Below are 20160 nucleotides of genomic sequence, written 5' to 3'. Positions count from 1 at the left end.
GGATCAAAAAAGGGGCATAGCGAGGAGATATATTCTATTTAGGAGAACTCTTAAGCAGTCAAACTGTGATCTACAGCATGAAATGCTAAAAACTCCCTCCGGAGAGCCCGGAGGGAGTGAAAGATTAGTGCAGCTTCAGACGCGGACGGATCACGCGGTTGATTCTGCCCACCAGCATCATCAGCCCGGTTTTGAAGTAGCCGTGCAGCGCAATCTGGTGCATACGGTACAGGGAGATGTACACGAAGCGGGCAATGCGCCCTTCTACCATCATCGAGCCGCGCATCAGGTTGCCCATCAGGCTGCCGACGGTTGAGAAGTTTGACAGAGACACCAGAGAACCGTGGTCTTTGTAAACATAGGCCTTCATTGGCTTGCCTTTGTACTGCGCCAGAATGTTGTGCAGGACCAGGCTTGCCATCTGGTGTGCAGCCTGGGCGCGCGGCGGCACGAATCCACCTTCAGGACGGGCGCAGGAGGCGCAGTCACCAATAGCAAAGATTTCAGGGTCACGCGTGGTTTGCAGCGTTGGCTCCGTGACCAGCTGATTAATGCGGTTGGTTTCCAGGCCGCCGATATCTTTCATAAAGTCAGGCGCTTTGATACCTGCCGCCCAGACCATCAGATCCGCTTTGATATACTCGCCGTCTTTGGTGTGCAGGCCGCCTTCGTCGGCGCTGGTCACCATGGTCTGCGTCAGCACACGCACGCCCAGCTTGGTGAGTTCATTGTGCGCCGCACCGGAAATACGCGGAGGCAGCGCAGGCAGAATGCGTTCACCGGCTTCGACCAGTGTGACGTTCAGCGCTTCGTTCGTTAACCCTTTATAACCGTAGCTGTGCAGCTGCTTCACCGCATTGTGCAGCTCAGCGGACAGCTCAACGCCCGTCGCACCGCCGCCGACAATGGCGATGTTGACCTTACCGTTCGCACCCATATTGCTGGTGTACTTCAGGAACAGGTTCAGCATTTCCTGATGGAAACGACGCGCCTGGTGCGGGTTATCGAGGAAGATACAGTGCTCTTTCACGCCCGGCGTGTTGAAGTCGTTGGAGGTACTGCCCAGCGCCATGACCAGGGTGTCGTACGGCAGCTTGCGCTCAGGAACCAACAGCTCCCCTTTTTCATCACGCAGTTCTGCCAGAGTGATGGTTTTGCTTTCACGGTTGATGTCCACCACCGAGCCCAGCTGGAACTGGAAATGATGGTTGCGCGCGTGCGCCAGATAGCTTAGCGCGTCCACGCCCTCGTCCAGAGAGCCGGTCGCTACTTCGTGCAGCAGCGGTTTCCACAGGTGGCTGTGGTTACGATCCAACAGCGTGATTTTGGCTTTTTTACCGCGCCCCAGCTTCTTACCCAACTGTGTCGCCAGCTCCAGCCCGCCAGCACCACCGCCTACAATCACTATCTTTTTCAATGGCGTAGTCAACGTGACCCCCTCAAATTATTAACCAATTGTTAATTAAAAGTTATAAAAATAACCCTTAATTAACAACAGGTTACAGCACTGAAACCATTCAGGTGCATTGAGAATACCACGTCAGGCGCATTGGTCATACCAAAATTGATATGCATCAAGTTTTGATGGCTTAAAAGTAGACAATTCTGGACAAAAAGAAACCCGGTGCGCGTTCACGACCGGGTTTCTGAAGCGGCAGTCTGTGGTTTAGCCCAGCGTTTTAAAGGCTTTGATGCGCTGCAGATGCGGGGAGATGTTCTTGAACTTGTGGGTCTGTTCTTCGTCCCAGACAATTTCATAGTAATGATGCAGCAGTTCTGCCGCCCGGTGGCTGTTGAGCGCCTCATCGTTACGCGACAGGATCACCAGGCAGCGGTCACGGTTTTTCTCCCGAAAATTGCTGACGCACTTGGTCGCAATATCGACATACTCTTCCGGGCGGTCAATCTTGCCTTCCATGTTCTCGTTCGGGAAAAGGTTGGGATTGAATACGACCTGGCGGATGTCGCACAGGAAGCCAATCCGCTCTGCCCAGTAGCCGCCCAGCCCCACGCCGCAAATCAACGGCCGATCGTCCACGTTGAGCTGCAACATCTTGTCCACCTCTTTGAGCAGGTGCTGCATATCATGCTTCGGATGGCGCGTGCTGTAGCTGATCAACCGGACATCCGGATCGATAAACTGCAGCTGCAGCACCTTCTCATGATTACCAGGACTGTTTGAGTCAAAACCGTGTAAATAGATGATCATCGTCTTCTCACCACGCTACGCCTTCCGGGAGGGTTTACAGGCTGGCTTTATGTGCCTGCCAGCGCTCATTCAGGTCTTCAAGCCGGGCGTTGACCGTTTTCCAGCGCGCCGAATCCATCAGCTCCTGACGGCTAAATGAACCTTTATGATACAATTGTGTAACACGCTCTGCATTGATCGGCGACAGGTTATCCAGCACGCTAACGGCACCTTTACGATTATTGCAGACCAGGATCATATCGCAACCTGCATCCAGCGACGCCTGACCGCGTTCAGCGTAGCTGCCCATGATCGCCGCCCCTTCCATTGATAGATCGTCAGAGAAAATCACGCCATTGAAGCCCAGCTCCTGACGCAGAACGGTTTTCAGCCAGTGCGGAGAGCCGCTGGCAGGACGCGGATCAACGTCGCTGTAAATCACGTGCGCAGGCATGATGGCATCCAGCTTGTTGTCGGTGATAAGCGACCTGAACACCGACATATCTTTGGCGCGAATTTCTGCTTCCGGACGCGGATCGCGCGGGGTCTCTTTATGCGAGTCCGCCGTTACCGCCCCGTGGCCAGGGAAGTGTTTCCCGGTGGTTTTCATCCCGGCATCGTGCATGCCGTCAATGAAGCGGGTCGCCATGGCCAGCGCAATGCGCGGATCGTCATGGTACGAGCGCTCGCCAATGGCGGCGCTGATATGCCCCACGTCCAGCACCGGGGCAAAACTGATGTCGATATCCATGGCAATCATTTCGCTGGCCATCAGCCAGCCGGCCTCCTGCGCCAGTGTCCCGCCCTCTTCCGTGCCGAGCAGCGCGGCAAAAGACTGGGCCGCCGGCAGGCGGGTAAACCCTTCGCGAAAACGCTGCACGCGGCCGCCTTCCTGATCGACGGCGACCACCAGATGATTGCGCGACGCGGCGCGGATCTGACGCACCAGCTCGCTCAGCTGCGCCGGATCGTGATAGTTGCGGGTAAACAGGATCAGGCCCCCCACCAGCGGATGCGCCAGAATTTCACGCTCCTCCGCATCCAGTTCAAACCCTTCTACATCCAACATGACTGGACCCACATCCACCTCTCTTATCCTTTCGTTTATAACTGACGCCAGGCATCGTCTGCCAGCGCAATAAAATGTTTGTCTCTTGACTGCTGATAGCGCATTTCAAACCAGCCAGCCATTAACATGACGACCCATGGCCGCCAGCGTTTGACCTGACGCCTGAGCGCGTCGGCGTCAATGCGCGCCACCTCGGCGTAGTCCCAGATAAGCGTCTGCCGCGCGTCGTCGCTCTCCGTCCAGACTGCCGCCAGCTCCAGCGCCACATCGCCATCTCCGGCGTATTCCCAGTCGATGAGCCTGATGCCCTCTGCCGTATGCACAATATTTCCGGCATGAACATCCATGTGCAGCGGCGATAGCCGAATCGGCTGCGGCTCGCCTGCTTTACGCAACCGCTTGAGATGTGCCAGCCACACTGGAGTGCGTCTGTCAGGCGCGGCCTGCTGCCAGTAGCGTTCAAGCAGCGGGTATAGCGTGATTCGCCATCCCAGACGTGGCTGCCGGTGCAGATGATACAGCATTGCCACGAGCGCCGGCGTGTCCGGCAGCGCGCTTTTCACGTCACCGTCCAGATAGTCGACGGCCATCCAGCCCTCTCTGAAAAAACGGGGGGCAGGCACGAGATCTGACGGAAGACGCCTCAGGGCGCGAAACTGACGACGGAAATGGGAGGCAGGCGCATAGGGGTCGTGATGTTGCCGCAAGACCAGGCGTCGTTCCCCCTGCGCTATAATGCAACTCGCGCCGCCAAGCCCGGAGTGGGCCTGCGGCGCGATAAGGCGGTACTGAGGAAAATAGCGCGTCAGAATCTCTTCACGCGTGCTGTCATTGTTGCGTAACCGCACCTTTACCTGACCAGATAATTTCGCCTGTCTGAACCAGCATCAGCTGCATCTGCAGGGCCGGTGTATTCACGTTACCGGTGGCGTTAGAGTACAGCACATACTGTGCGCCAACGTTACGGGCAATGCCGATCGCCTTGCTGCGTGTGCCGAGGCTATCCTGCGGCGACAGGCCCAGCTGCTGTTTGGCTACCGCGAGTTGCTGAGCCGAGACCAGCGTAAACTTACCGTTGTTTGCCAGCGCATTGCGCAGCGTTTCCGTCGCTTCACCCGCGTTCAGCGAACCGTTGGTACGGTTGTTCACGCTATCGACCAACAACACGCTGCCTGCCGTCACGCCCTGTGCCTGCAGCATTTTGCCGACCATGGGCTGCATTGCGCCGTTCCAGTCGTAATGGCGCACGCGCGGCGTGGGCTGCGACGTCTGGTCCGGATGCTCAATCGGGCCAGGCTGTGACGGAATAGACGGCACAGACGGCACGGTTGGCTGCGGCTGCGTTGGCTGTGTCGGCTGTTCAGTGCCCGGTTTCGCCTCTTCCACAGGCGCTGGCTGTTCAGTTCGGGTCACACACCCCGCCAGGAACAGCGCGAAAGCTGTCACAAGCGCATAGCGGCTCAAGTTTTTAATCAAGGTTCACCCCTTAGAGATAAAGATAAAGTCTCACCTTATGCGCACCCAGATAGTTGGCGCTGCCATAGAGCGTTACCGACGATCTGGCCGGAATGGTGACGCTGCGCGGCGCCTCCAGCGGATGCATTTCAAGACCTCTTACGTCATACCAGAAAAAACGGTAGTGGACCGTCACGGGTTCATGTCTTTCATTAAAGAGCGTAGAGGAGGCAGAGGAATTGATTTCACTGATGGTCAGCACGGGTTGTTGCGCCGTGATGCCCGCGGCAAGCACGGAGGATTCCATCACCAGCGTCTGTTCATCGTTCACGGGTATTGCCGGGCGCGAGCTGCACCCCACAATCATCATCGTCAATACCAGCGCTGCAATACGCCCTTTACGCATATCAAAGACCTTTATGTGCCAGCATCGGCCCCAGAGGACGTCCACCCAGCAGATGCATGTGAATATGATAAACTTCCTGGCCACCATGACGGTTGCAGTTCATGATCAGACGGTAACCGTCTTCTGCAATGCCTTCCTGTTCAGCGATTTTCGCGGCCACCGTCAGCATACGACCTAACGCCACTTCATGCTCGGTTTTTACGTCGTTTACGGTCGGAATCAGAATATTGGGAATGATAAGGACGTGCGTCGGGGCCTGAGGGGAAATATCCCGGAAAGCCGTTACCAGTTCATCCTGATAGACGATATCCGACGGGATTTCGCGACGGATAATTTTACTGAAAATCGTTTCTTCAGCCATGACCTTTTCCTTTTTTGTTTAATCTGGCGCGAGCAATTGCTGTTAACACACGCTCTGGTTGAGTGCGTGACACAATTCATGAGTATGAGCGAGTTTCTCCTGTCCTTTCAACCTCCTCCCTCGATTTCTTTCCTGAATGTTCATCAGCTGAACGAAGAGTGACCGTTAAAGCGTGCTGCTGCATTTTTTTAAGACAGAAATAAAAAAGGCAGCCATTCGGCTGCCTTAGTCTCCCCAGGTCACAGCTTAGTTGTTGCGGATGTATTCATCCATTTCGGTTTTCAGGTTATCGGATTTCGTACCGAAAATTGCCTGTACACCAGAACCTGCAACAACCACGCCCGCTGCGCCCAGTTTTTTCAGACCCGGCTGGTCTACTTTCGCGACGTCGGCAACGCTCACACGCAGACGAGTGATGCACGCGTCCAGATTAGTGATGTTCTCTTTACCGCCGAACGCGGCAACCAGTGCCGGAGCCATTTCGCTGGTCGCGCCAGCTTTGCTGTCTTCTGTCGCATCTTCACGGCCTGGGGTTTTCAGGTCCAGTGCTTTAATCAGCACGCGGAAGATGGTGTAGTAAACAACGGCATAGCACGCACCCACGATTGGGAACAGCCACAGTTTGCTGCTGTTACCGGACAGAACGATGAAGTCGATCAGACCGTGAGAGAAGGACGTACCGTCACGCATACCCAGCAGAATACAGATTGGGAACGCCAGGCCCGCCAGAATCGCGTGGATGACGTACAGGATCGGCGCAACGAACATGAAGGAGAACTCGATCGGCTCGGTGATACCGGTCAGGAACGAGGTCAGCGCTGCGGAGATCATGATACCGCCCACTTTTGCACGGTTCTCTGGCTTAGCAGAGTGCCAGATAGCAATCGCCGCTGCTGGCAGACCGTACATTTTGAACAGGAAGCCACCAGACAGTTTACCTGCAGTTGGGTCACCCGCCATGTAACGTGGGATATCGCCGTGGAATACCTGGCCTGCTGCGTTGGTGAATTCACCAATCTGCATCTGGAATGGAACGTTCCAGATGTGGTGCAGACCGAATGGCACCAGGCAACGCTCGATGAAGCCGTAGATACCAAACGCCACGACCGGGTTCTGATAAGCAGCCCACTGAGAGAAGGTCTGGATAGCGGAGCCGATTGGTGGCCAGATGAAGGACAGGATCACGCCAGTGAAAATCGCTGCCAGACCAGAGATGATCGGAACGAAACGCTTGCCCGCGAAGAAGCCCAGGTACTCAGGCAGCTTGATGCGATAGAAGCGGTTGAACATGTACGCTGCAATCGCACCGGAAATGATACCGCCCAGAACACCGGTGTCCGCCAGGTGTTTCGCGGCGATCTCTTCTGCCGGTAAATGCAGAACCAGCGGCGCAACCACAGCCATGGTTTTCACCATGATGCCGTAAGCAACCACTGCAGCCAGCGCAGATACGCCGTCGTTATTGGTGAAGCCCAGAGCCACACCGATCGCGAAGATCAGTGGCATGTTAGCAAAGACAGAACCGCCTGCTTCGGCCATCACATGGGACACTACGGCTGGCAGCCAGCTGAAGTTAGCAGAACCGACACCCAGCAGGATACCTGCGATAGGCAGTACGGATACTGGCAGCATCAGCGATTTACCGACCTTTTGCAGGTTAGCAAATGCATTCTTAAACATAATTGAGAGTGCTCCTGAGTATTTGTGCTTTTTTTACGCTTTCACGCATTGGCCCGGGGGGAGTACCGTGCCGTGGACAGGACATCTAAGCGCCCTTTATTTATTACACAGAGTAAAATAATTCCCTCTGAGTTTGTTTGACGGCTATCACGTTTCAGCTTAAGGCGGTCGAAAAACTTTCAGTTATTTACAAAAAGCATGTCCGGATGTGTCTAAAAACACCCTCACCGCCCCAAATGAGGCGGTGAACTTTACTCGTTTTATTTATTAATTACGAGCCTAAAAAAAACAGGTGTATCAGACAGATTGCAGGCGGGCGGGGTCAATATGGAACAGCGTTGAGAAGTTTTCCGTGGTCACGCGGGCCAGCTCTTCGATGCTGACGCCCTTCAGTACGGCCATGTACTCAGCCACGTCTCGCGTCATCGCCGGTTGGTTCTCTTTACCGCGATGCGGTACCGGGGCCAGATACGGAGAGTCTGTCTCCACCAGAATGCGATCGAGCGGAACATAACGCGCGGCATCCCGGAGCTGCTCAGCGTTACGGAACGTCACGATCCCGGAAAACGAAATATAAAACCCTAAATCAAGCAGTTTACCCGCCGTTTCTCTGTCTTCTGTGAAACAGTGTAGTACGCCACCGCAATCCGTCACGTTTTCTTCCCGAAGGATCGCCAGGGTATCGGCACGCGCATCGCGGGTATGCACAATGACCGGCTTGTTCAGTTCGCGGCCAATGCGGATATGATGGCGGAAGGACTCCTGCTGTCGCGGTTTCGTTTCCGGCGTGTAAAAATAGTCCAGGCCCGTCTCCCCCATCGCCACCACGCCCTCTTCTGCTGCCAGTCGGCGCAGTTCCTCAACGTCATACGCCTCGTCCTGATTCAGCGGATGCACGCCGCAGGAGAACACCACGTTGTCGCGAACGCCCACCAGCTCACGCATGGTGCGATAACCCGGCAGCGTCGTCGCCACCGCAAGGCAGAATTTCACATCGCGGGCAGCGGCTTTTTCCAGCACGTCATCCACGTTTTTATGCAGGGATTGATAATCCAGGCCATCAAGATGGCAGTGTGAGTCGACTAAAAACATAATGTCTCTCTCAGAGATGGGAAACTGGCGGTGTGACGCCGGGTTGCAGGTAATGTTCAATACGCAGTAACTGGTCGGTCAGTAAAAGCTCGCGATTAAGACCCGTCACGGTTAAAAGCTGTTCGCGGCTCTGGCAAACTTCATGAAGCATCGCGTGAAGAATCGCGCCGGAGAGGCGGTTCGCCAGCGTACTCACCAGTGGCCACGCGTCAGGGTTAGTCAGCAGCGTTGCCCCTTGCTGAATTTTAAGGGCATCCAGCAGCAACGCGGCCAGCCAGTGCAGACGCTCAACGGCACTATCGCTGTTAAGTGTCGGGAGTAAGCTTAGCCAGTCGTTGTTATTCAGCGCCGCTTCAACGGCCCGGCAGAGCGCTTCTCGCTGTGACCAGACGTCAGGTTGCAGCAAGGCCAGCGCCGCCGCGGGCGCGCCGCTGCTCAGGCGCAAGGCTGACAGCGCACTTTCAGGTGACGTTGTCACCTCTCGCTCCAGCCAGCTCAGCGCCCATGATTCCTGAGGCACCGCAAGGTGATGAAGACGGCAGCGGCTGCGCAACGTCGCCAGCAATCGTCCCGGATCGCGGCACGAGAGGAAAAACCACGTTTTTTCCGGCGGCTCTTCAAGAGTCTTAAGCAGGGCGTTAGCCGCCGCCTCGGTCAGCAGGGTGGCGTCTTTGAGCAAGACGACCTTAGCGCCACCCAGGCGCGCATGTTCGTACAATTTTTCACTGACTTCACGCACGGCATCAATACCCAGCGCGCTCTTGCCCTTCTCAGGCTCAAGGGTGTAGTAGTCAGGATGTGTGCCCGCCTGCATCAGCTGGCAGCCGCGGCACTTACCACAGCTTTTGTGCCCTTCCGGCTGCTGGCACATCAGAAAACGGGTGAGGGCATAAATTAACGCCTCATCCCCCATCCCTGGCAATGCCTGAATCAGTAACGCATGATGCCCCCGCCCCGCCTGATAGCTGCCGATCAGCTGCTCAAAGTGCGGACGCAACCATGGATACCATTTCATGCCTGCTGCTCCTGTACCCACTGCGTAACGGTCTGCTGGATGTTGTGCGTGACGTCATCCAGCGACTGCGTCGCATCGATGGTACGAATAGCGCTATCCTGTGCCGCCAGCTCAAGATAGCGCGCACGGGTGCGGTTAAAGAAATCAAAGGACTCTTGTTCAATGCGGTCCAGCTCGCCGCGCGCGCGGGCGCGCTTGAGGCCCACTTCCGGCGTAACATCCAGATAGAGGGTCAGGTCGGGGCGAAAATCACCCAGTACGGCATCGCGCAGCGTTGCCAGCATCGTCTGGTCAATACCGCGTCCCCCGCCCTGGTAGGCCTGAGTCGACAGATCGTGGCGATCGCCGATCACCCATTTACCCTCGGCCAACGCGGGTTTGATCACCGTCTCAACCAGTTGTACGCGCGCCGCGTAGAACATCAACACTTCGGCTTTGTCAGTGATAACTTCGTCGCCAACGGATTTAATATCCAGCACCAGGCTGCGCAGTTTCTCCGCAAGTTGTGTACCGCCCGGCTCGCGGGTGAAGACCATGTCGGCGACGCCAAGCGATTTCAGCGTATCCACCACTACGTTGCGGGCAGTGGTTTTACCCGCCCCTTCGAGTCCCTCAATGACAATGTATTTACTGCGCATTTTTTTCCTTAAGTGCCTTCAGATAGTCCTGAACAGAGCGATTGTGGCTGGCAAGGTTGGTGTTAAAGGTATGCCCCCCTTTTCCATCAGCCACAAAATAGAGATACGGTGTTTTCGCCGGGTGCGCGGCGGCTTTGAGAGAAGCCTCGCTCGGCGTGGCAATCGGGCCAGGCGGTAAACCGCTAATCACGTAGGTATTATACGCCGTTGGCGTTTCCAGATCTTTTCTGGAAATCTTGCCCGTATAGTTCGCTCCCATGCCGTAGATGACGGTAGGGTCGGTTTGCAGGCGCATACCAATGCGCAGACGATTGATAAATACTGACGCCACCCGATCGCGTTCAGCAGCAACGGCGGTCTCTTTCTCGATAATCGAGGCCATGGTGACAAACTCGTTTTTATCTTTATAGGGTAAGCCATCCATTCGCCCTTCCCAGGCGGCATCCACGGCGGCGACCATTTTTTTGTGCGCCCGCTTCAGAATCGCCGCATCGGTCGTGCCTGCGGTGTACATCCAGGTATCCGGCCAGAACCAGCCTTCCACCCATTCAGGATGCTCAAACTTGAGCACGTCGGCCACCGTCTGATAGCTGTCATCTTTCAGGGTATGTTTGATATAAGGCGCATCGCGCAGCTGTTTAAGGTAATCGCTCAGGCGCATCCCTTCGACAAAACGCAGCGGGAACTGGGCTTCTTTACCGCTTTCCAGCAGTTGCAGCATCTCTCTGACGGTCATGCCGGGCGTAAAGCGGTAGGTACCGGCCTTGAAGTGAGACAGTTCAGGCTCGATACGCAATAACCACTGGAACACGCGTGGACGGTTGATGATTTTATCCCCGTAAAGCTGCTCGCCCAGCGCCATCCGCCCGGTACCGGCTTTCAGGGTAAAAATCGTCTCGTCTTTAATCAAGATTTTACTGTTCGCCAGCTGGCGGACTTTCCATACTCCCGCTCCGCCAGCAATGCCCAGCGCAATAATAAGGAGAAGGACAAAACGCAACATTTTCTTCATGACTATCTGGTTTGCTCACATATCGGGGCTAAAAACTGGAACAGCTCGCGCGAAGACCAGCGCTGTTGGTCATACGCACGGACGGCGATAACAGGCATCAACGCATTGCAGATCACAACTTCATCGGCGGACAGCAGCGCCTCTTCCTTCGCGTTTACTTCGACAACGCGAAAGCCTGCATGTGCCAGCTGTTGCAAACAAAACTGGCGCATGATGCCGTTAACGCCAGCCTGCGCCAGCGAAGGGGTGAAGACCTCACGGCCCTTCCGCCAGAGTAAATTAGCCGCACAGCATTCCGTAATGAACCCTTCGCTGTCAAGGACTAGCGCCTCATCGGCGTCCGTCTGTTCAAGATGAGTACGAATAAGCACCTGTTCAAGGCGGTTAAGATGTTTTAGTCCGGCAAGCATCGGGTTTCTCCCCAGCCGCACAGGGCTCAGTGTCAACGTCACGCCCTCTTCACGCCAGCGCGCATAGTGAGCAGGATAAGCTGAAACAGAGAGAATACGTGTTGGATGCTGACAGGCGGCACCGCTGTACCCCCGCCCACCGCTGCCTCGGCTAATGATAACTTTTAAGACACCGCTGGTTTTACCTGACGCCAGCTGACGCATCTCATGTTCAAGAATTTCCCACTGCGTAAAAGGGATCAGTAACGTCTGGCAGGCGTCTTGTAAACGGCGGAGGTGTGCATCAAGCAAGCACACGTCGCCTTCCAGAATACGCGCAGTCGTAAAGCAGCCATCGCCAAACTGCGTCGCCCTGTCGCTTGCCGGCAGCGTGTCTTGCTCAAGGCCATTAATTAAAAACATGGTGGCTCCTTATGCGTGGGCGTTTAGTCTGGCAGGATGCCATGCAACCGACAAGAAGATTAGGCTTAATAAAAAAGGCCCGGCAAGCGGACCTTTTTTTATAGCTTTCGGGCCGTCAGGCTCAGACCTTTTTGAAGATCAGAGAACCATTCGTGCCGCCAAAGCCGAAGGAGTTACACAGGGTGTACTCCATACCGCTAACCTGGCGCGCTTCATGAGGAACGAAGTCCAGATCGCAACCTTCATCCGGGTTATCCAGGTTGATGGTTGGCGGAACAGCCTGATCGCGCAGCGCAAGGATAGAGTAGATGGACTCTACTGCACCCGCAGCACCCAGCAGGTGACCGGTCATAGATTTCGTGGAGCTAACCAGTACGCGGCTGGCAGACTCGCCGAAGATAGACTTCACAGCCTGCGCTTCAGCTTTGTCGCCTGCTGGCGTAGAGGTACCGTGAGCGTTAACGTAGCCAATCTGCGCTGGGGTAATACCCGCATCACGGATCGCGTTTTCCATCGCCAGCGCAGCACCCGCACCGTTCTCCGGAGGAGAGGTCATGTGATAAGCATCGCTGCTCATACCAAAGCCAACGACTTCAGCATAAATTTTCGCACCGCGTTTTTTCGCATGTTCGTACTCTTCCAGCACGAGCATACCTGCGCCGTCACCCAACACGAAACCATCGCGGTCTTTATCCCACGGACGGCTCGCCGCCTGAGGATTATCGTTACGGGTAGAAAGCGCACGCGCTGCACCAAAGCCACCGACACCCAATGGGGTACTGGCTTTTTCAGCACCGCCCGCAACCATAGCATCTGCATCGCCGTACGCAATGATACGCGCGGCCTGGCCGATGTTATGCACGCCAGACGTACACGCGGTAGCGATAGAAATGCTTGGCCCACGCAGGCCGAACATAATGGTCAGGTGACCTGCCACCATGTTAACAATCGTGGACGGAACGAAGAACGGGCTGATCTTACGCGGTCCGCCATTCATCAGCGATGTATGGTTTTCCTCGATCAGGCCAAGACCGCCAATCCCGGAGCCGATAGCAGCGCCGATACGGGTTGCGTTCTCTTCCGTAATCTCAAGGCCAGAATCCTGCATGGCCTGAACGCCAGCGACAATTCCATATTGAATGAAGGCATCCATCTTGCGCTGTTCTTTGCGCGAGATGATCTCTTCACAGTTAAAATCCTTTACTAAGCCAGCAAATTTCGTTGCATAGGCGCTAGTATCGAAATGGTCGATTAGGCTGATGCCGCTCTGACCGGCAAGGAGAGCTTTCCAGGTGGACTCTACGGTATTGCCGACAGGAGACAACATGCCAAGTCCGGTCACAACTACACGACGCTTAGACACGTTTGTCCTCCAGGGAGGGATAAAAAAAGAGATTCGTGGGACTAAAAAAGATAAAACTCAGGCGGTCGAATGACCGCCTGGAGATGTTCACTTACGCCTGGTGGCCGTTGATGTAATCAATGGCAGCCTGAACGGTGGTGATTTTCTCAGCTTCTTCGTCCGGAATCTCAGTATCAAACTCTTCTTCCAGAGCCATTACCAGCTCAACGGTGTCAAGAGAATCTGCGCCCAGGTCTTCAACGAAGGAAGCGGAGTTCACAACTTCTTCCTGCTTAACGCCCAGCTGTTCGCCGATAATTTTCTTAACGCGTTCTTCGATAGTGCTCATACTCTTAAATTTCCTATCAAAACTCGCTTTCGCGATGGTTTTCGTAGTGTATAAAATGTTGAAAAATTTGCAACTAAATCCCGGCAGGTCTTACCACGATTTTACGTTATTTTGAGGCCATTTGCCCTAATAACGCAAATATTTTCGATCGTGATTAAACCATGTACATCCCGCCGTTGACGTGGAGGGTCTCACCAGTGATGTAACCCGCTTCGTCAGAGGCTAAAAATGCAACCGCACTGGCGATTTCTTTAGGGTCGCCAAGACGACCCGCCGGAACTGCCGCCAGTGTACCCGCACGCTGCTCATCGGTCAGCGCACGCGTCATGTCCGTTTCAATAAAGCCCGGAGCAACAACGTTTACAGTAATCCCGCGGGACGCGACTTCACGCGCCAGCGATTTACTGAAACCGATCAGACCTGCTTTCGCCGCAGCGTAGTTAGCCTGACCAGCATTTCCCATGGTACCAACCACAGAACCAACAGTGATAATACGACCATGACGCTTTTTCATCATAGCGCGCATTACCGCTTTTGACAGACGGAATACAGATGACAGGTTGGTTTCGATAATATCGTTCCACTCGTCATCTTTCATTCGCATCAGAAGGTTGTCGCGAGTGATCCCGGCATTATTGACCAGAATATCCACTTCACCAAACTCTGCGCGAATATTTTCCAGAACAGATTCGATAGATGCTGGTTCGGTCACATTCAGTACCAGACCTTTACCGTTCGCACCCAGATACTCGCTGATGGCCTGCGCGCCATTCTCGCTGGTTGCTGTACCAATCACCTTCGCGCCGCGCGCAACCAGTGTTTCAGCAATTGCACGCCCGATACCGCGGCTTGCGCCAGTCACCAGGGCGATTTTTCCTTCAAAACTCATGGTATTCCTCTTTTATTGCGAGAGTGCCGCTGACATCGCTTCCGGCTCGTTAATCGCCGAGGCTGTCAGGGTGTCAACAATACGTTTCGTCAGACCGGTGAGGACTTTCCCTGGGCCGACTTCATACAGATGCTCAACGCCCTGAGCGGCCATAAACTCAACGGTTTTGGTCCACTGTACCGGGCTGTAGAGCTGGCGAACCAGTGCGTCGCGGATAGCTTCCGGCGCGGTTTCGCATTTCACATCGACGTTGTTCACAACGGCAATCGTCGGTGCGTTAAACGTAATTTTTTCCAGCTCAACCGCCAGTTTCTCGGCGGCTGGCTTCATTAACGCACAGTGGGACGGCACGCTGACCGGCAGCGGCAGCGCGCGTTTCGCGCCAGCAGCTTTACAGGCAGCACCGGCACGCTCAACCGCTTCTTTATGACCAGCGATAACCACCTGGCCCGGCGAGTTGAAGTTAACCGGTGAAACCACCTGCCCTTCAGCAGATTCTTCACACGCTTTTGCAATCGCAGCATCATCCAGACCGATGATAGCAGACATGCCACCTGTGCCTTCTGGCACCGCTTCCTGCATGAATTTACCGCGCAGTTCCACCAGACGTACGGCGTCAGCAAACGCGATCACACCGGCACAGACCAGCGCTGAGTATTCACCCAGACTATGGCCCGCGAGCAGCGCTGGCGCTTTACCGCCCTGCTGCTGCCAGACACGCCACAGTGCAACGGACGCTGTCAGCAGCGCTGGCTGTGTCTGCCAGGTTTTGTTCAGTTCTTCGGCCGGGCCCTGCTGAGTCAGCGCCCATAAATCATAACCCAGTGCATCAGAAGCTTCACGGAAAGTCTCTTCAATGACCGGATAGTGTGCTGCCATTTCAGACAACATCCCAACGGTTTGAGAGCCCTGCCCCGGGAACACAAAAGCAAATTGCGTCATTTTTTATTCCTTATCCTAGAAACGAACCAGCGCGGAACCCCAGGTGAACCCGCCACCGAAGGCTTCAAGCAAGACCAGCTGGCCCCGTTTGATTCGCCCGTCGCGTACCGCTTCATCAAATGCGCACGGTACTGACGCCGCAGAGGTGTTGCCGTGACGATCCAGCGTCACCACAACGTTATCCATCGACATGCCCAGCTTTTTCGCGGTCGCGCTGATGATACGCAGGTTCGCCTGATGCGGCACCAGCCAGTCGAGCGCGGAGCGCTCAAGGTTATTCGCTTCCAGCGTTTCATCAACAATGTGCGCAAGCTCAGTCACCGCCACCTTGAACACCTCGTTCCCTGCCATGGTCAGGTAAATCGAGTTGTCCGGATTAACGCGATCGGCGTTAGGCAGGGTCAAAAGCTCACCGTAGCTGCCATCAGCATGCAGATGCGTAGAGATGATACCCGGCTCTTCGGACTGCCCCAGCAGCACCGCGCCCGCACCATCACCAAAAATAATGATCGTTCCGCGATCGGTTGGATCGCAGGTACGCGCCAGCACGTCAGCACCGATCACCAGCGCATATTTAACGGCTCCGGACTTCACGTACTGATCGGCAACGCTCAGCGCATAGGTAAAACCTGCGCACGCAGCGGCAACGTCAAACGCCGGGCAACCTTTAATGCCGAGCATATTCTGCACCTGGCATGCCGCGCTTGGGAAAGCATGTGTAGCAGACGTCGTGGCCACCACGATCAAACCGATCTGTTCTTTATCAATGCCCGCCATCTCGATAGCACGCTGTGCGGCTTCGTAACCCATGGTGGACACGGTTTCGTCTGGCGCGGCGATACGACGTTCACGGATACCTGTGCGCGTGACAATCCACTCGTCAGACGTATCTACCATTTTTTCCAGATCGGCGTTGGCACGCACTTGTTTTGGCAGGTAGCTGCCGGTACCTAAAATCTTCGTATACATGTACGCTCAGTCACTTTTAGCTAATACAGATTCCAGGCGAGCGGCAATCCGCTGAGGGACTTGTCGCTGCACCGCCTGCACTGCCTGTTCAATGGCGACAGAAAATGCTCGCTGATTGGCGGCGCCATGACTCTTAATCACGATGCCGCGCAATCCTAACAGACAGGCGCCATTATACTGGTCGGGGTTGAGGTGACTGAATCGCCGCGTCAGGCTCTTTTGTAACCAACGCTTCAATAAAATCAGCCACCAGGCGCTTTTTTTGCCCTCTCCCTGTGATTTCAGCAGAGAAAGAAACATCCGCACGACCCCTTCCATGGTCTTCAACGTTACGTTTCCGGTGAAGCCATCGCAGACCAGAACATCCGTTTTACCCGTCAACAACTCATTGGCTTCGAGATAACCAATATAGTTGATGGAGGGAACCTGTTTGAGCAATTCAGCTGCTTCGCGAATGCTGTCCAGGCCTTTGGTCTCTTCTTCACCAATGTTCAGTAACGCAACACGGGGAGTATTGATCCCGACCACTTCTTCTGCCAGCACCGATCCCATTACGGCAAACTGAGCCAGCATTGTACTATCACAATCGACATTCGCGCCCAAATCGAGCACCACCGTCTTGCCCTTCTGCTGATGCGGCAACACCGTCACCAGCGCCGGGCGCTCAATACCGTCAATCGGTTTGAGCAACAATTTCGCCAGTCCCATCAGCGCGCCGGTATTACCCGCGCTGACGCAAGCCTGGGCTCGTCCTTCTTTCACCAGCTCCAGCGCTATCCGCATCGAGCTGCCGCGGCTATTGCGAATCGCCTGCGAGGGTCGGGCATCACTGGCAATAACTGACTGCGCAGGAATAATCTGCAGACGTGAACGTTGTTCAAAGTCAGCTTTTGCAAGTAATGGCGTGATTGCGTCGGGATTGCCGACTAAAAGAAGAGTGAGTTGCGAATTAGAATTCAGTGCCTGCAATGCTGCAGGCACTGTCACGGAAGGGCCAAAATCTCCCCCCATGACATCTAACGCCAGGGTTAGACGTGTCAAGGTATCGTCGCAGCCTGGTTCGGTAAGTTCCCCGTTTGCACGGGGAGCTCCTCACTAAGCCTAATCACGCTGACGCGTGATTACTTAGTGATAACCTTGCGGCCGCGGTAGAAACCGTCAGCGGTGATGTGGTGACGCAGGTGTTTCTCACCAGAAGTCTTGTCTACAGACAGGCTGGTAACTGCAGTCAGCGCGTCATGGGAACGACGCATGCCACGTTTGGAACGGGTTGGTTTATTCTGTTGTACGGCCATGGACCTTACTCCTCAATTACTTACGCTTTAAGCTGGCTAATACGGCAAATGGGTTTGGTTTTTGCGCTTCATCAGGCAATTCCCCAAAGACCATGTCCGCCTCGGACACTTCACAGTGTTCAGAATCATGCACCGGAACGACTGGCAAGGAGAGGATGATTTCATCTTCAACCAGAGCCAGAAGATCGATTTCACCGAATTCGTTAACCTCAATCGGCTCATACGCTTCCGGGAGTGCTTCAGCCTGTTCGTCAGAACGAACCGGACTGAAACAATACGTTGTGTGAACATGCTGTACAAACGGTTTCCCGCAACGCTGACACTCGAGCGTTACCGTCACCTTTGCATCACCGGTTAAAACGGCGAGGCGCTGGTTGTCGATAGCGAACGACATGGAGCATTCTACATCACTGTCCACACTGACTACGGATTCGGCAATACGCTCAGCCTGATCGGAAGTATAGATACCTTCGTAATCGAGGCGTTTTTGAGCCGTACGTACCGGATCAAGAGTCAGGGGTAATTTTACCTTTTGCATAGGGCGCGCATATTAACTTTGTAACGTCATAGAGTCAAAGAAAAAGGCAACCAGAGCTGCCTTTTGCCAATTATTCGCACACATTGCGGCCTGTAGTTTAAAATGGCTGGCATCGATACGCTATATCTGGTGATAAAAATATGCCAAATCTCGTCCTTGCTTCCACGTCACCCTACCGCCGAATGCTGCTGGAAAAGCTCGGGATCCCGTTTGAATGCGCTGCACCAGACGTGGATGAGACGCCACAGCCGGGCGAGTCACCGCGCCATCTGGTGACGCGTCTTGCTAAGGAGAAGGCGCAGTCGCTGGCCGCACGCTATCCTTCGCATTTGATTATAGGCTCCGATCAGGTTTGCGTGCTGGACGGCGAAATCACCGGCAAGCCGCATACAGAGGAAAATGCCTGCCAGCAGCTTCTGCGCGCGCGCGGTACTATCGTGACCTTCTATACGGGCCTAGCTCTCTATAACGCCGCGTCTGGCCATCTGCAAACAGAGTGTGAGCCGTTCGACGTACACTTCCGCCATCTCAGCGAGCAAGAGATTATGGATTATGTGCGTCGTGAGCGCCCGCTGGACTGCGCGGGGAGCTTTAAAAGTGAGGGGCTGGGGATTGCGCTGTTCGACAAGCTAGACGGTCGGGATCCGAACACCCTGGTGGGGTTACCGCTGATTGCCTTGTGTCAGATGTTACGGCGAGAAGAGTGTAATCCGCTGACGATGTGACCTTCGCCGGGTGGCGCTGCGCTTACCCGGCCTACAAAACCGTAGGCCCGTGCAAGCGCAGCGCCGACGGGCAAAATCAGCCGCGCAGAACCTTCAGGCAGCGTTTCAACTGCTCATCCAGCGGCGCTTCAATACGGATGACTTCACCGGTATTTGGGTGGGTAAACTTCAGCGCTGCCGCATGCAGGAACAGACGCGACAGTCCCGTCCCCGCCAACTGCTTATCAAACTCGCGGTCGCCATAGCGGTCATCAAACGCGATGGGGTGCCCTGCAAACTGCGTATGTACGCGGATCTGGTGGGTACGGCCGGTAACAGGGCTGCAGCGCACCAGCGTGGCAAACTCATAGCGCTCTTCAACCTTAAACCGCGTCTCAGACGGTTTCCCTTCCTGGCTGACGCGGACAATACGCTCGCCGCTTTGCAGAATGTTCTTCAGCAGCGGCGCCTGCACCACTTTTACATGGGACTGCCACTGGCCGCGAACCAGCGCCAGATAGTCTTTCTGCATCCCTTTTTCACGCAGCTGTTCATGCAGGGAACGCAGCGCAGAACGTTTTTTCGCTACCAGCAGCACGCCAGAGGTGTCACGGTCAAGACGGTGCACCAGTTCAAGGAAACGCGCTTCCGGGCGCAGGGCGCGGAGCCCTTCAATCACACCGAAGCTCAGGCCGCTACCGCCATGGACTGCCGTTCCTGACGGTTTATTCAGCACCAGAATGTGGTCATCTTCGTAAAGGATGACATCGCTCAGGGCCGCCACTTTCTGTAGCTTCGGTGAAACGGTCTCTTCTTCACGCTCTGCCACGCGCACCGGCGGAATACGCACTTCATCGCCCGCCTCGAGTTTGTACTCGGGCTTCACGCGTTTTTTGTTCACCCGCACTTCGCCCTTACGCAGGATGCGGTAAATCATGCTCTTTGGCACCCCTTTCAACTGGGTGCGCAAGAAGTTATCGATACGTTGCCCCGCTTCATCTTCGGCGATGGCAACCATTTTTACGGCTGGAGTCTCTGTTTTCATGGTTGGCGATTCTAAATATCGTCAGCCATTAGCGCCACTCATTTTTCTATGCTTATATTTACTTTTATCCGGCCTGCGCCCCGTTTCACGCAATCGATTTGGTGGTTATTAAACCAATCACCACCTTGAGGTGAAGAAACTGTGAGTAACCGGGTGATAATTGGTAAAAGTCATCTTGCTATAACCCGGCGAGCAGTGGAATAATGAGGTCGTTTTCCGCGTTAAATCCGGGTTTTGTAAGGATGTCGACGGAATGACCAATTTTGTCTGACCGATCATCCACGCAGCAATGGCGTAAGACGTATTGATCTTTCAGGCAGTTAGCGGGCTGCGGGTTGCAGTACTTCCCGGTATAAGGA

The 20160-nt window shown here is 54.9% G+C and carries 23 protein-coding genes; 1 reads left to right on the top strand and 22 read right to left on the bottom strand.

The features are described 5' to 3' along the window. Positions 1 to 124: 124 nt before the first annotated feature. The 21 genes from ACOTXF_RS01800 to yceD form a co-directional block, all read right to left on the bottom strand. The gene (locus tag ACOTXF_RS01800) at positions 125 to 1429 is read right to left on the bottom strand and encodes an NAD(P)/FAD-dependent oxidoreductase (RefSeq protein ID WP_232926502.1); all 1305 of its coding nucleotides are present in this window, start codon (positions 1427 to 1429) and stop codon (positions 125 to 127) included. Positions 1430 to 1666: 237 nt separating this feature from the next. Further along, positions 1667 to 2209 (bottom strand): alpha/beta hydrolase YcfP, encoded by a 543-nt coding sequence (gene ycfP / locus ACOTXF_RS01795; RefSeq protein ID WP_008500781.1) that lies wholly within the window; start codon positions 2207 to 2209, stop codon positions 1667 to 1669. A 34-nt stretch (positions 2210 to 2243) separates the two neighbouring features. Continuing rightward, entirely contained in the window at positions 2244 to 3269 is a 1026-nt protein-coding gene (gene nagZ / locus ACOTXF_RS01790; RefSeq protein ID WP_047744964.1) for a beta-N-acetylhexosaminidase, read from the bottom strand. A gap of 23 nt (positions 3270 to 3292) precedes the next feature. Next, positions 3293 to 4105, bottom strand: coding sequence for a thiamine kinase (gene thiK / locus ACOTXF_RS01785; protein ID WP_045417095.1), 813 nt, complete (start codon positions 4103 to 4105; stop codon positions 3293 to 3295). Beyond that, complete coding sequence (lpoB, locus tag ACOTXF_RS01780) at positions 4086 to 4733, bottom strand: penicillin-binding protein activator LpoB (protein ID WP_008500784.1); 648 nt, start codon at positions 4731 to 4733, stop codon at positions 4086 to 4088. The genes thiK and lpoB overlap by 20 nt, the downstream gene beginning before the upstream one ends. 10 nt (positions 4734 to 4743) lie before the next feature. After that, positions 4744 to 5118, bottom strand: coding sequence for a YcfL family protein (locus ACOTXF_RS01775; RefSeq protein ID WP_008500785.1), 375 nt, complete (start codon positions 5116 to 5118; stop codon positions 4744 to 4746). A 1-nt stretch (position 5119) separates the two neighbouring features. After that, complete coding sequence (gene hinT, locus ACOTXF_RS01770; RefSeq protein ID WP_008500786.1) at positions 5120 to 5479, bottom strand: purine nucleoside phosphoramidase; 360 nt, start codon at positions 5477 to 5479, stop codon at positions 5120 to 5122. Positions 5480 to 5725: 246 nt separating this feature from the next. Then, positions 5726 to 7159, bottom strand: coding sequence for a PTS glucose transporter subunit IIBC (ptsG, locus tag ACOTXF_RS01765; protein WP_008500788.1), 1434 nt, complete (start codon positions 7157 to 7159; stop codon positions 5726 to 5728). A 297-nt stretch (positions 7160 to 7456) separates the two neighbouring features. Beyond that, entirely contained in the window at positions 7457 to 8251 is a 795-nt protein-coding gene (locus ACOTXF_RS01760; RefSeq protein WP_008500789.1) for a metal-dependent hydrolase, read from the bottom strand. 10 nt (positions 8252 to 8261) lie between these two features. Next, positions 8262 to 9266, bottom strand: coding sequence for a DNA polymerase III subunit delta' (gene holB, locus ACOTXF_RS01755; protein WP_008500790.1), 1005 nt, complete (start codon positions 9264 to 9266; stop codon positions 8262 to 8264). Beyond that, entirely contained in the window at positions 9263 to 9904 is a 642-nt protein-coding gene (gene tmk, locus ACOTXF_RS01750) for a dTMP kinase (protein WP_008500791.1), read from the bottom strand. Before tmk ends, holB begins: the two co-directional genes overlap by 4 nt. Beyond that, positions 9894 to 10916, bottom strand: a complete 1023-nt coding sequence (gene yceG / locus ACOTXF_RS01745; protein ID WP_045417098.1) for a cell division protein YceG — start codon at positions 10914 to 10916, stop codon at positions 9894 to 9896. The genes tmk and yceG overlap by 11 nt, the downstream gene beginning before the upstream one ends. 2 nt (positions 10917 to 10918) lie before the next feature. After that, complete coding sequence (pabC, locus tag ACOTXF_RS01740; protein ID WP_045352899.1) at positions 10919 to 11728, bottom strand: aminodeoxychorismate lyase; 810 nt, start codon at positions 11726 to 11728, stop codon at positions 10919 to 10921. A 121-nt stretch (positions 11729 to 11849) separates the two neighbouring features. Further along, positions 11850 to 13091, bottom strand: coding sequence for a beta-ketoacyl-ACP synthase II (gene fabF / locus ACOTXF_RS01735; RefSeq protein ID WP_008500794.1), 1242 nt, complete (start codon positions 13089 to 13091; stop codon positions 11850 to 11852). A 91-nt stretch (positions 13092 to 13182) separates the two neighbouring features. Then, a complete protein-coding gene (acpP, locus tag ACOTXF_RS01730) occupies positions 13183 to 13419 on the bottom strand; it encodes an acyl carrier protein (protein ID WP_003857954.1) in 237 nt (78 codons plus the stop codon). Positions 13420 to 13573: 154 nt separating this feature from the next. Further along, positions 13574 to 14308, bottom strand: a complete 735-nt coding sequence (gene fabG, locus ACOTXF_RS01725) for a 3-oxoacyl-ACP reductase FabG (RefSeq protein WP_008500795.1) — start codon at positions 14306 to 14308, stop codon at positions 13574 to 13576. Positions 14309 to 14320: 12 nt separating this feature from the next. Further along, positions 14321 to 15250, bottom strand: coding sequence for an ACP S-malonyltransferase (gene fabD, locus ACOTXF_RS01720; RefSeq protein WP_008500796.1), 930 nt, complete (start codon positions 15248 to 15250; stop codon positions 14321 to 14323). Positions 15251 to 15265: 15 nt separating this feature from the next. Continuing rightward, a complete protein-coding gene (locus ACOTXF_RS01715; protein ID WP_048962699.1) occupies positions 15266 to 16219 on the bottom strand; it encodes a beta-ketoacyl-ACP synthase III in 954 nt (317 codons plus the stop codon). Between the two features lie 6 nt (positions 16220 to 16225). Further along, entirely contained in the window at positions 16226 to 17260 is a 1035-nt protein-coding gene (plsX, locus tag ACOTXF_RS01710) for a phosphate acyltransferase PlsX (protein WP_021240758.1), read from the bottom strand. Between the two features lie 80 nt (positions 17261 to 17340). Beyond that, positions 17341 to 17514 carry a 50S ribosomal protein L32 gene (gene rpmF / locus ACOTXF_RS01705; RefSeq protein WP_003857964.1) on the bottom strand — a complete coding sequence of 58 codons (174 nt, stop codon included), beginning with the start codon at positions 17512 to 17514 and terminating at the stop codon, positions 17341 to 17343. A 16-nt stretch (positions 17515 to 17530) separates the two neighbouring features. Beyond that, positions 17531 to 18052 (bottom strand): 23S rRNA accumulation protein YceD, encoded by a 522-nt coding sequence (yceD, locus tag ACOTXF_RS01700; RefSeq protein ID WP_021240759.1) that lies wholly within the window; start codon positions 18050 to 18052, stop codon positions 17531 to 17533. A gap of 140 nt (positions 18053 to 18192) precedes the next feature. Here yceD and ACOTXF_RS01695 point away from each other — a divergent pair, with 140 nt between their 5' ends. Next, on the top strand, positions 18193 to 18777 hold the full coding sequence (locus tag ACOTXF_RS01695; protein WP_032674530.1) for a Maf family protein: 585 nt from the start codon (positions 18193 to 18195) through the stop codon (positions 18775 to 18777). Between the two features lie 76 nt (positions 18778 to 18853). Here ACOTXF_RS01695 and rluC read toward each other — a convergent pair whose 3' ends face one another. After that, positions 18854 to 19801, bottom strand: a complete 948-nt coding sequence (rluC, locus tag ACOTXF_RS01690; RefSeq protein WP_021240761.1) for a 23S rRNA pseudouridine(955/2504/2580) synthase RluC — start codon at positions 19799 to 19801, stop codon at positions 18854 to 18856. Between the last annotated feature and the right edge of the window lie 359 nt (positions 19802 to 20160).

Origin of the sequence: Enterobacter cloacae complex sp. IR53041 (assembly GCF_049238285.1) — a bacterium.
In the GTDB taxonomy this organism is placed as follows: domain Bacteria; phylum Pseudomonadota; class Gammaproteobacteria; order Enterobacterales; family Enterobacteriaceae; genus Enterobacter; species Enterobacter roggenkampii.
This window is presented reverse-complemented; position numbering and strand designations above follow the sequence as displayed.

Bases quoted from the DNA above. Each gene is read 5' to 3' on its own strand.
- ACOTXF_RS01695 (WP_032674530.1), top strand. From the start codon at position 18,193: ATGCCAAATCTCGTCCTTGCTTCCACGTCACCCTACCGCCGAATGCTG.
- ycfP (WP_008500781.1), bottom strand. From the start codon at position 2,209: ATGATCATCTATTTACACGGTTTTGACTCAAACAGTCCTGGTAATCAT.
- ACOTXF_RS01775 (WP_008500785.1), bottom strand. From the start codon at position 5,118: ATGCGTAAAGGGCGTATTGCAGCGCTGGTATTGACGATGATGATTGTG.
- yceD (WP_021240759.1), bottom strand. From the start codon at position 18,052: ATGCAAAAGGTAAAATTACCCCTGACTCTTGATCCGGTACGTACGGCT.
- fabG (WP_008500795.1), bottom strand. From the start codon at position 14,308: ATGAGTTTTGAAGGAAAAATCGCCCTGGTGACTGGCGCAAGCCGCGGT.
- tmk (WP_008500791.1), bottom strand. From the start codon at position 9,904: ATGCGCAGTAAATACATTGTCATTGAGGGACTCGAAGGGGCGGGTAAA.
- holB (WP_008500790.1), bottom strand. From the start codon at position 9,266: ATGAAATGGTATCCATGGTTGCGTCCGCACTTTGAGCAGCTGATCGGC.
- rluC (WP_021240761.1), bottom strand. From the start codon at position 19,801: ATGAAAACAGAGACTCCAGCCGTAAAAATGGTTGCCATCGCCGAAGAT.
- yceG (WP_045417098.1), bottom strand. From the start codon at position 10,916: ATGAAGAAAATGTTGCGTTTTGTCCTTCTCCTTATTATTGCGCTGGGC.
- ACOTXF_RS01715 (WP_048962699.1), bottom strand. From the start codon at position 16,219: ATGTATACGAAGATTTTAGGTACCGGCAGCTACCTGCCAAAACAAGTG.
- pabC (WP_045352899.1), bottom strand. From the start codon at position 11,728: ATGTTTTTAATTAATGGCCTTGAGCAAGACACGCTGCCGGCAAGCGAC.
- hinT (WP_008500786.1), bottom strand. From the start codon at position 5,479: ATGGCTGAAGAAACGATTTTCAGTAAAATTATCCGTCGCGAAATCCCG.
- acpP (WP_003857954.1), bottom strand. From the start codon at position 13,419: ATGAGCACTATCGAAGAACGCGTTAAGAAAATTATCGGCGAACAGCTG.
- ptsG (WP_008500788.1), bottom strand. From the start codon at position 7,159: ATGTTTAAGAATGCATTTGCTAACCTGCAAAAGGTCGGTAAATCGCTG.
- rpmF (WP_003857964.1), bottom strand. From the start codon at position 17,514: ATGGCCGTACAACAGAATAAACCAACCCGTTCCAAACGTGGCATGCGT.
- ACOTXF_RS01760 (WP_008500789.1), bottom strand. From the start codon at position 8,251: ATGTTTTTAGTCGACTCACACTGCCATCTTGATGGCCTGGATTATCAA.
- fabD (WP_008500796.1), bottom strand. From the start codon at position 15,250: ATGACGCAATTTGCTTTTGTGTTCCCGGGGCAGGGCTCTCAAACCGTT.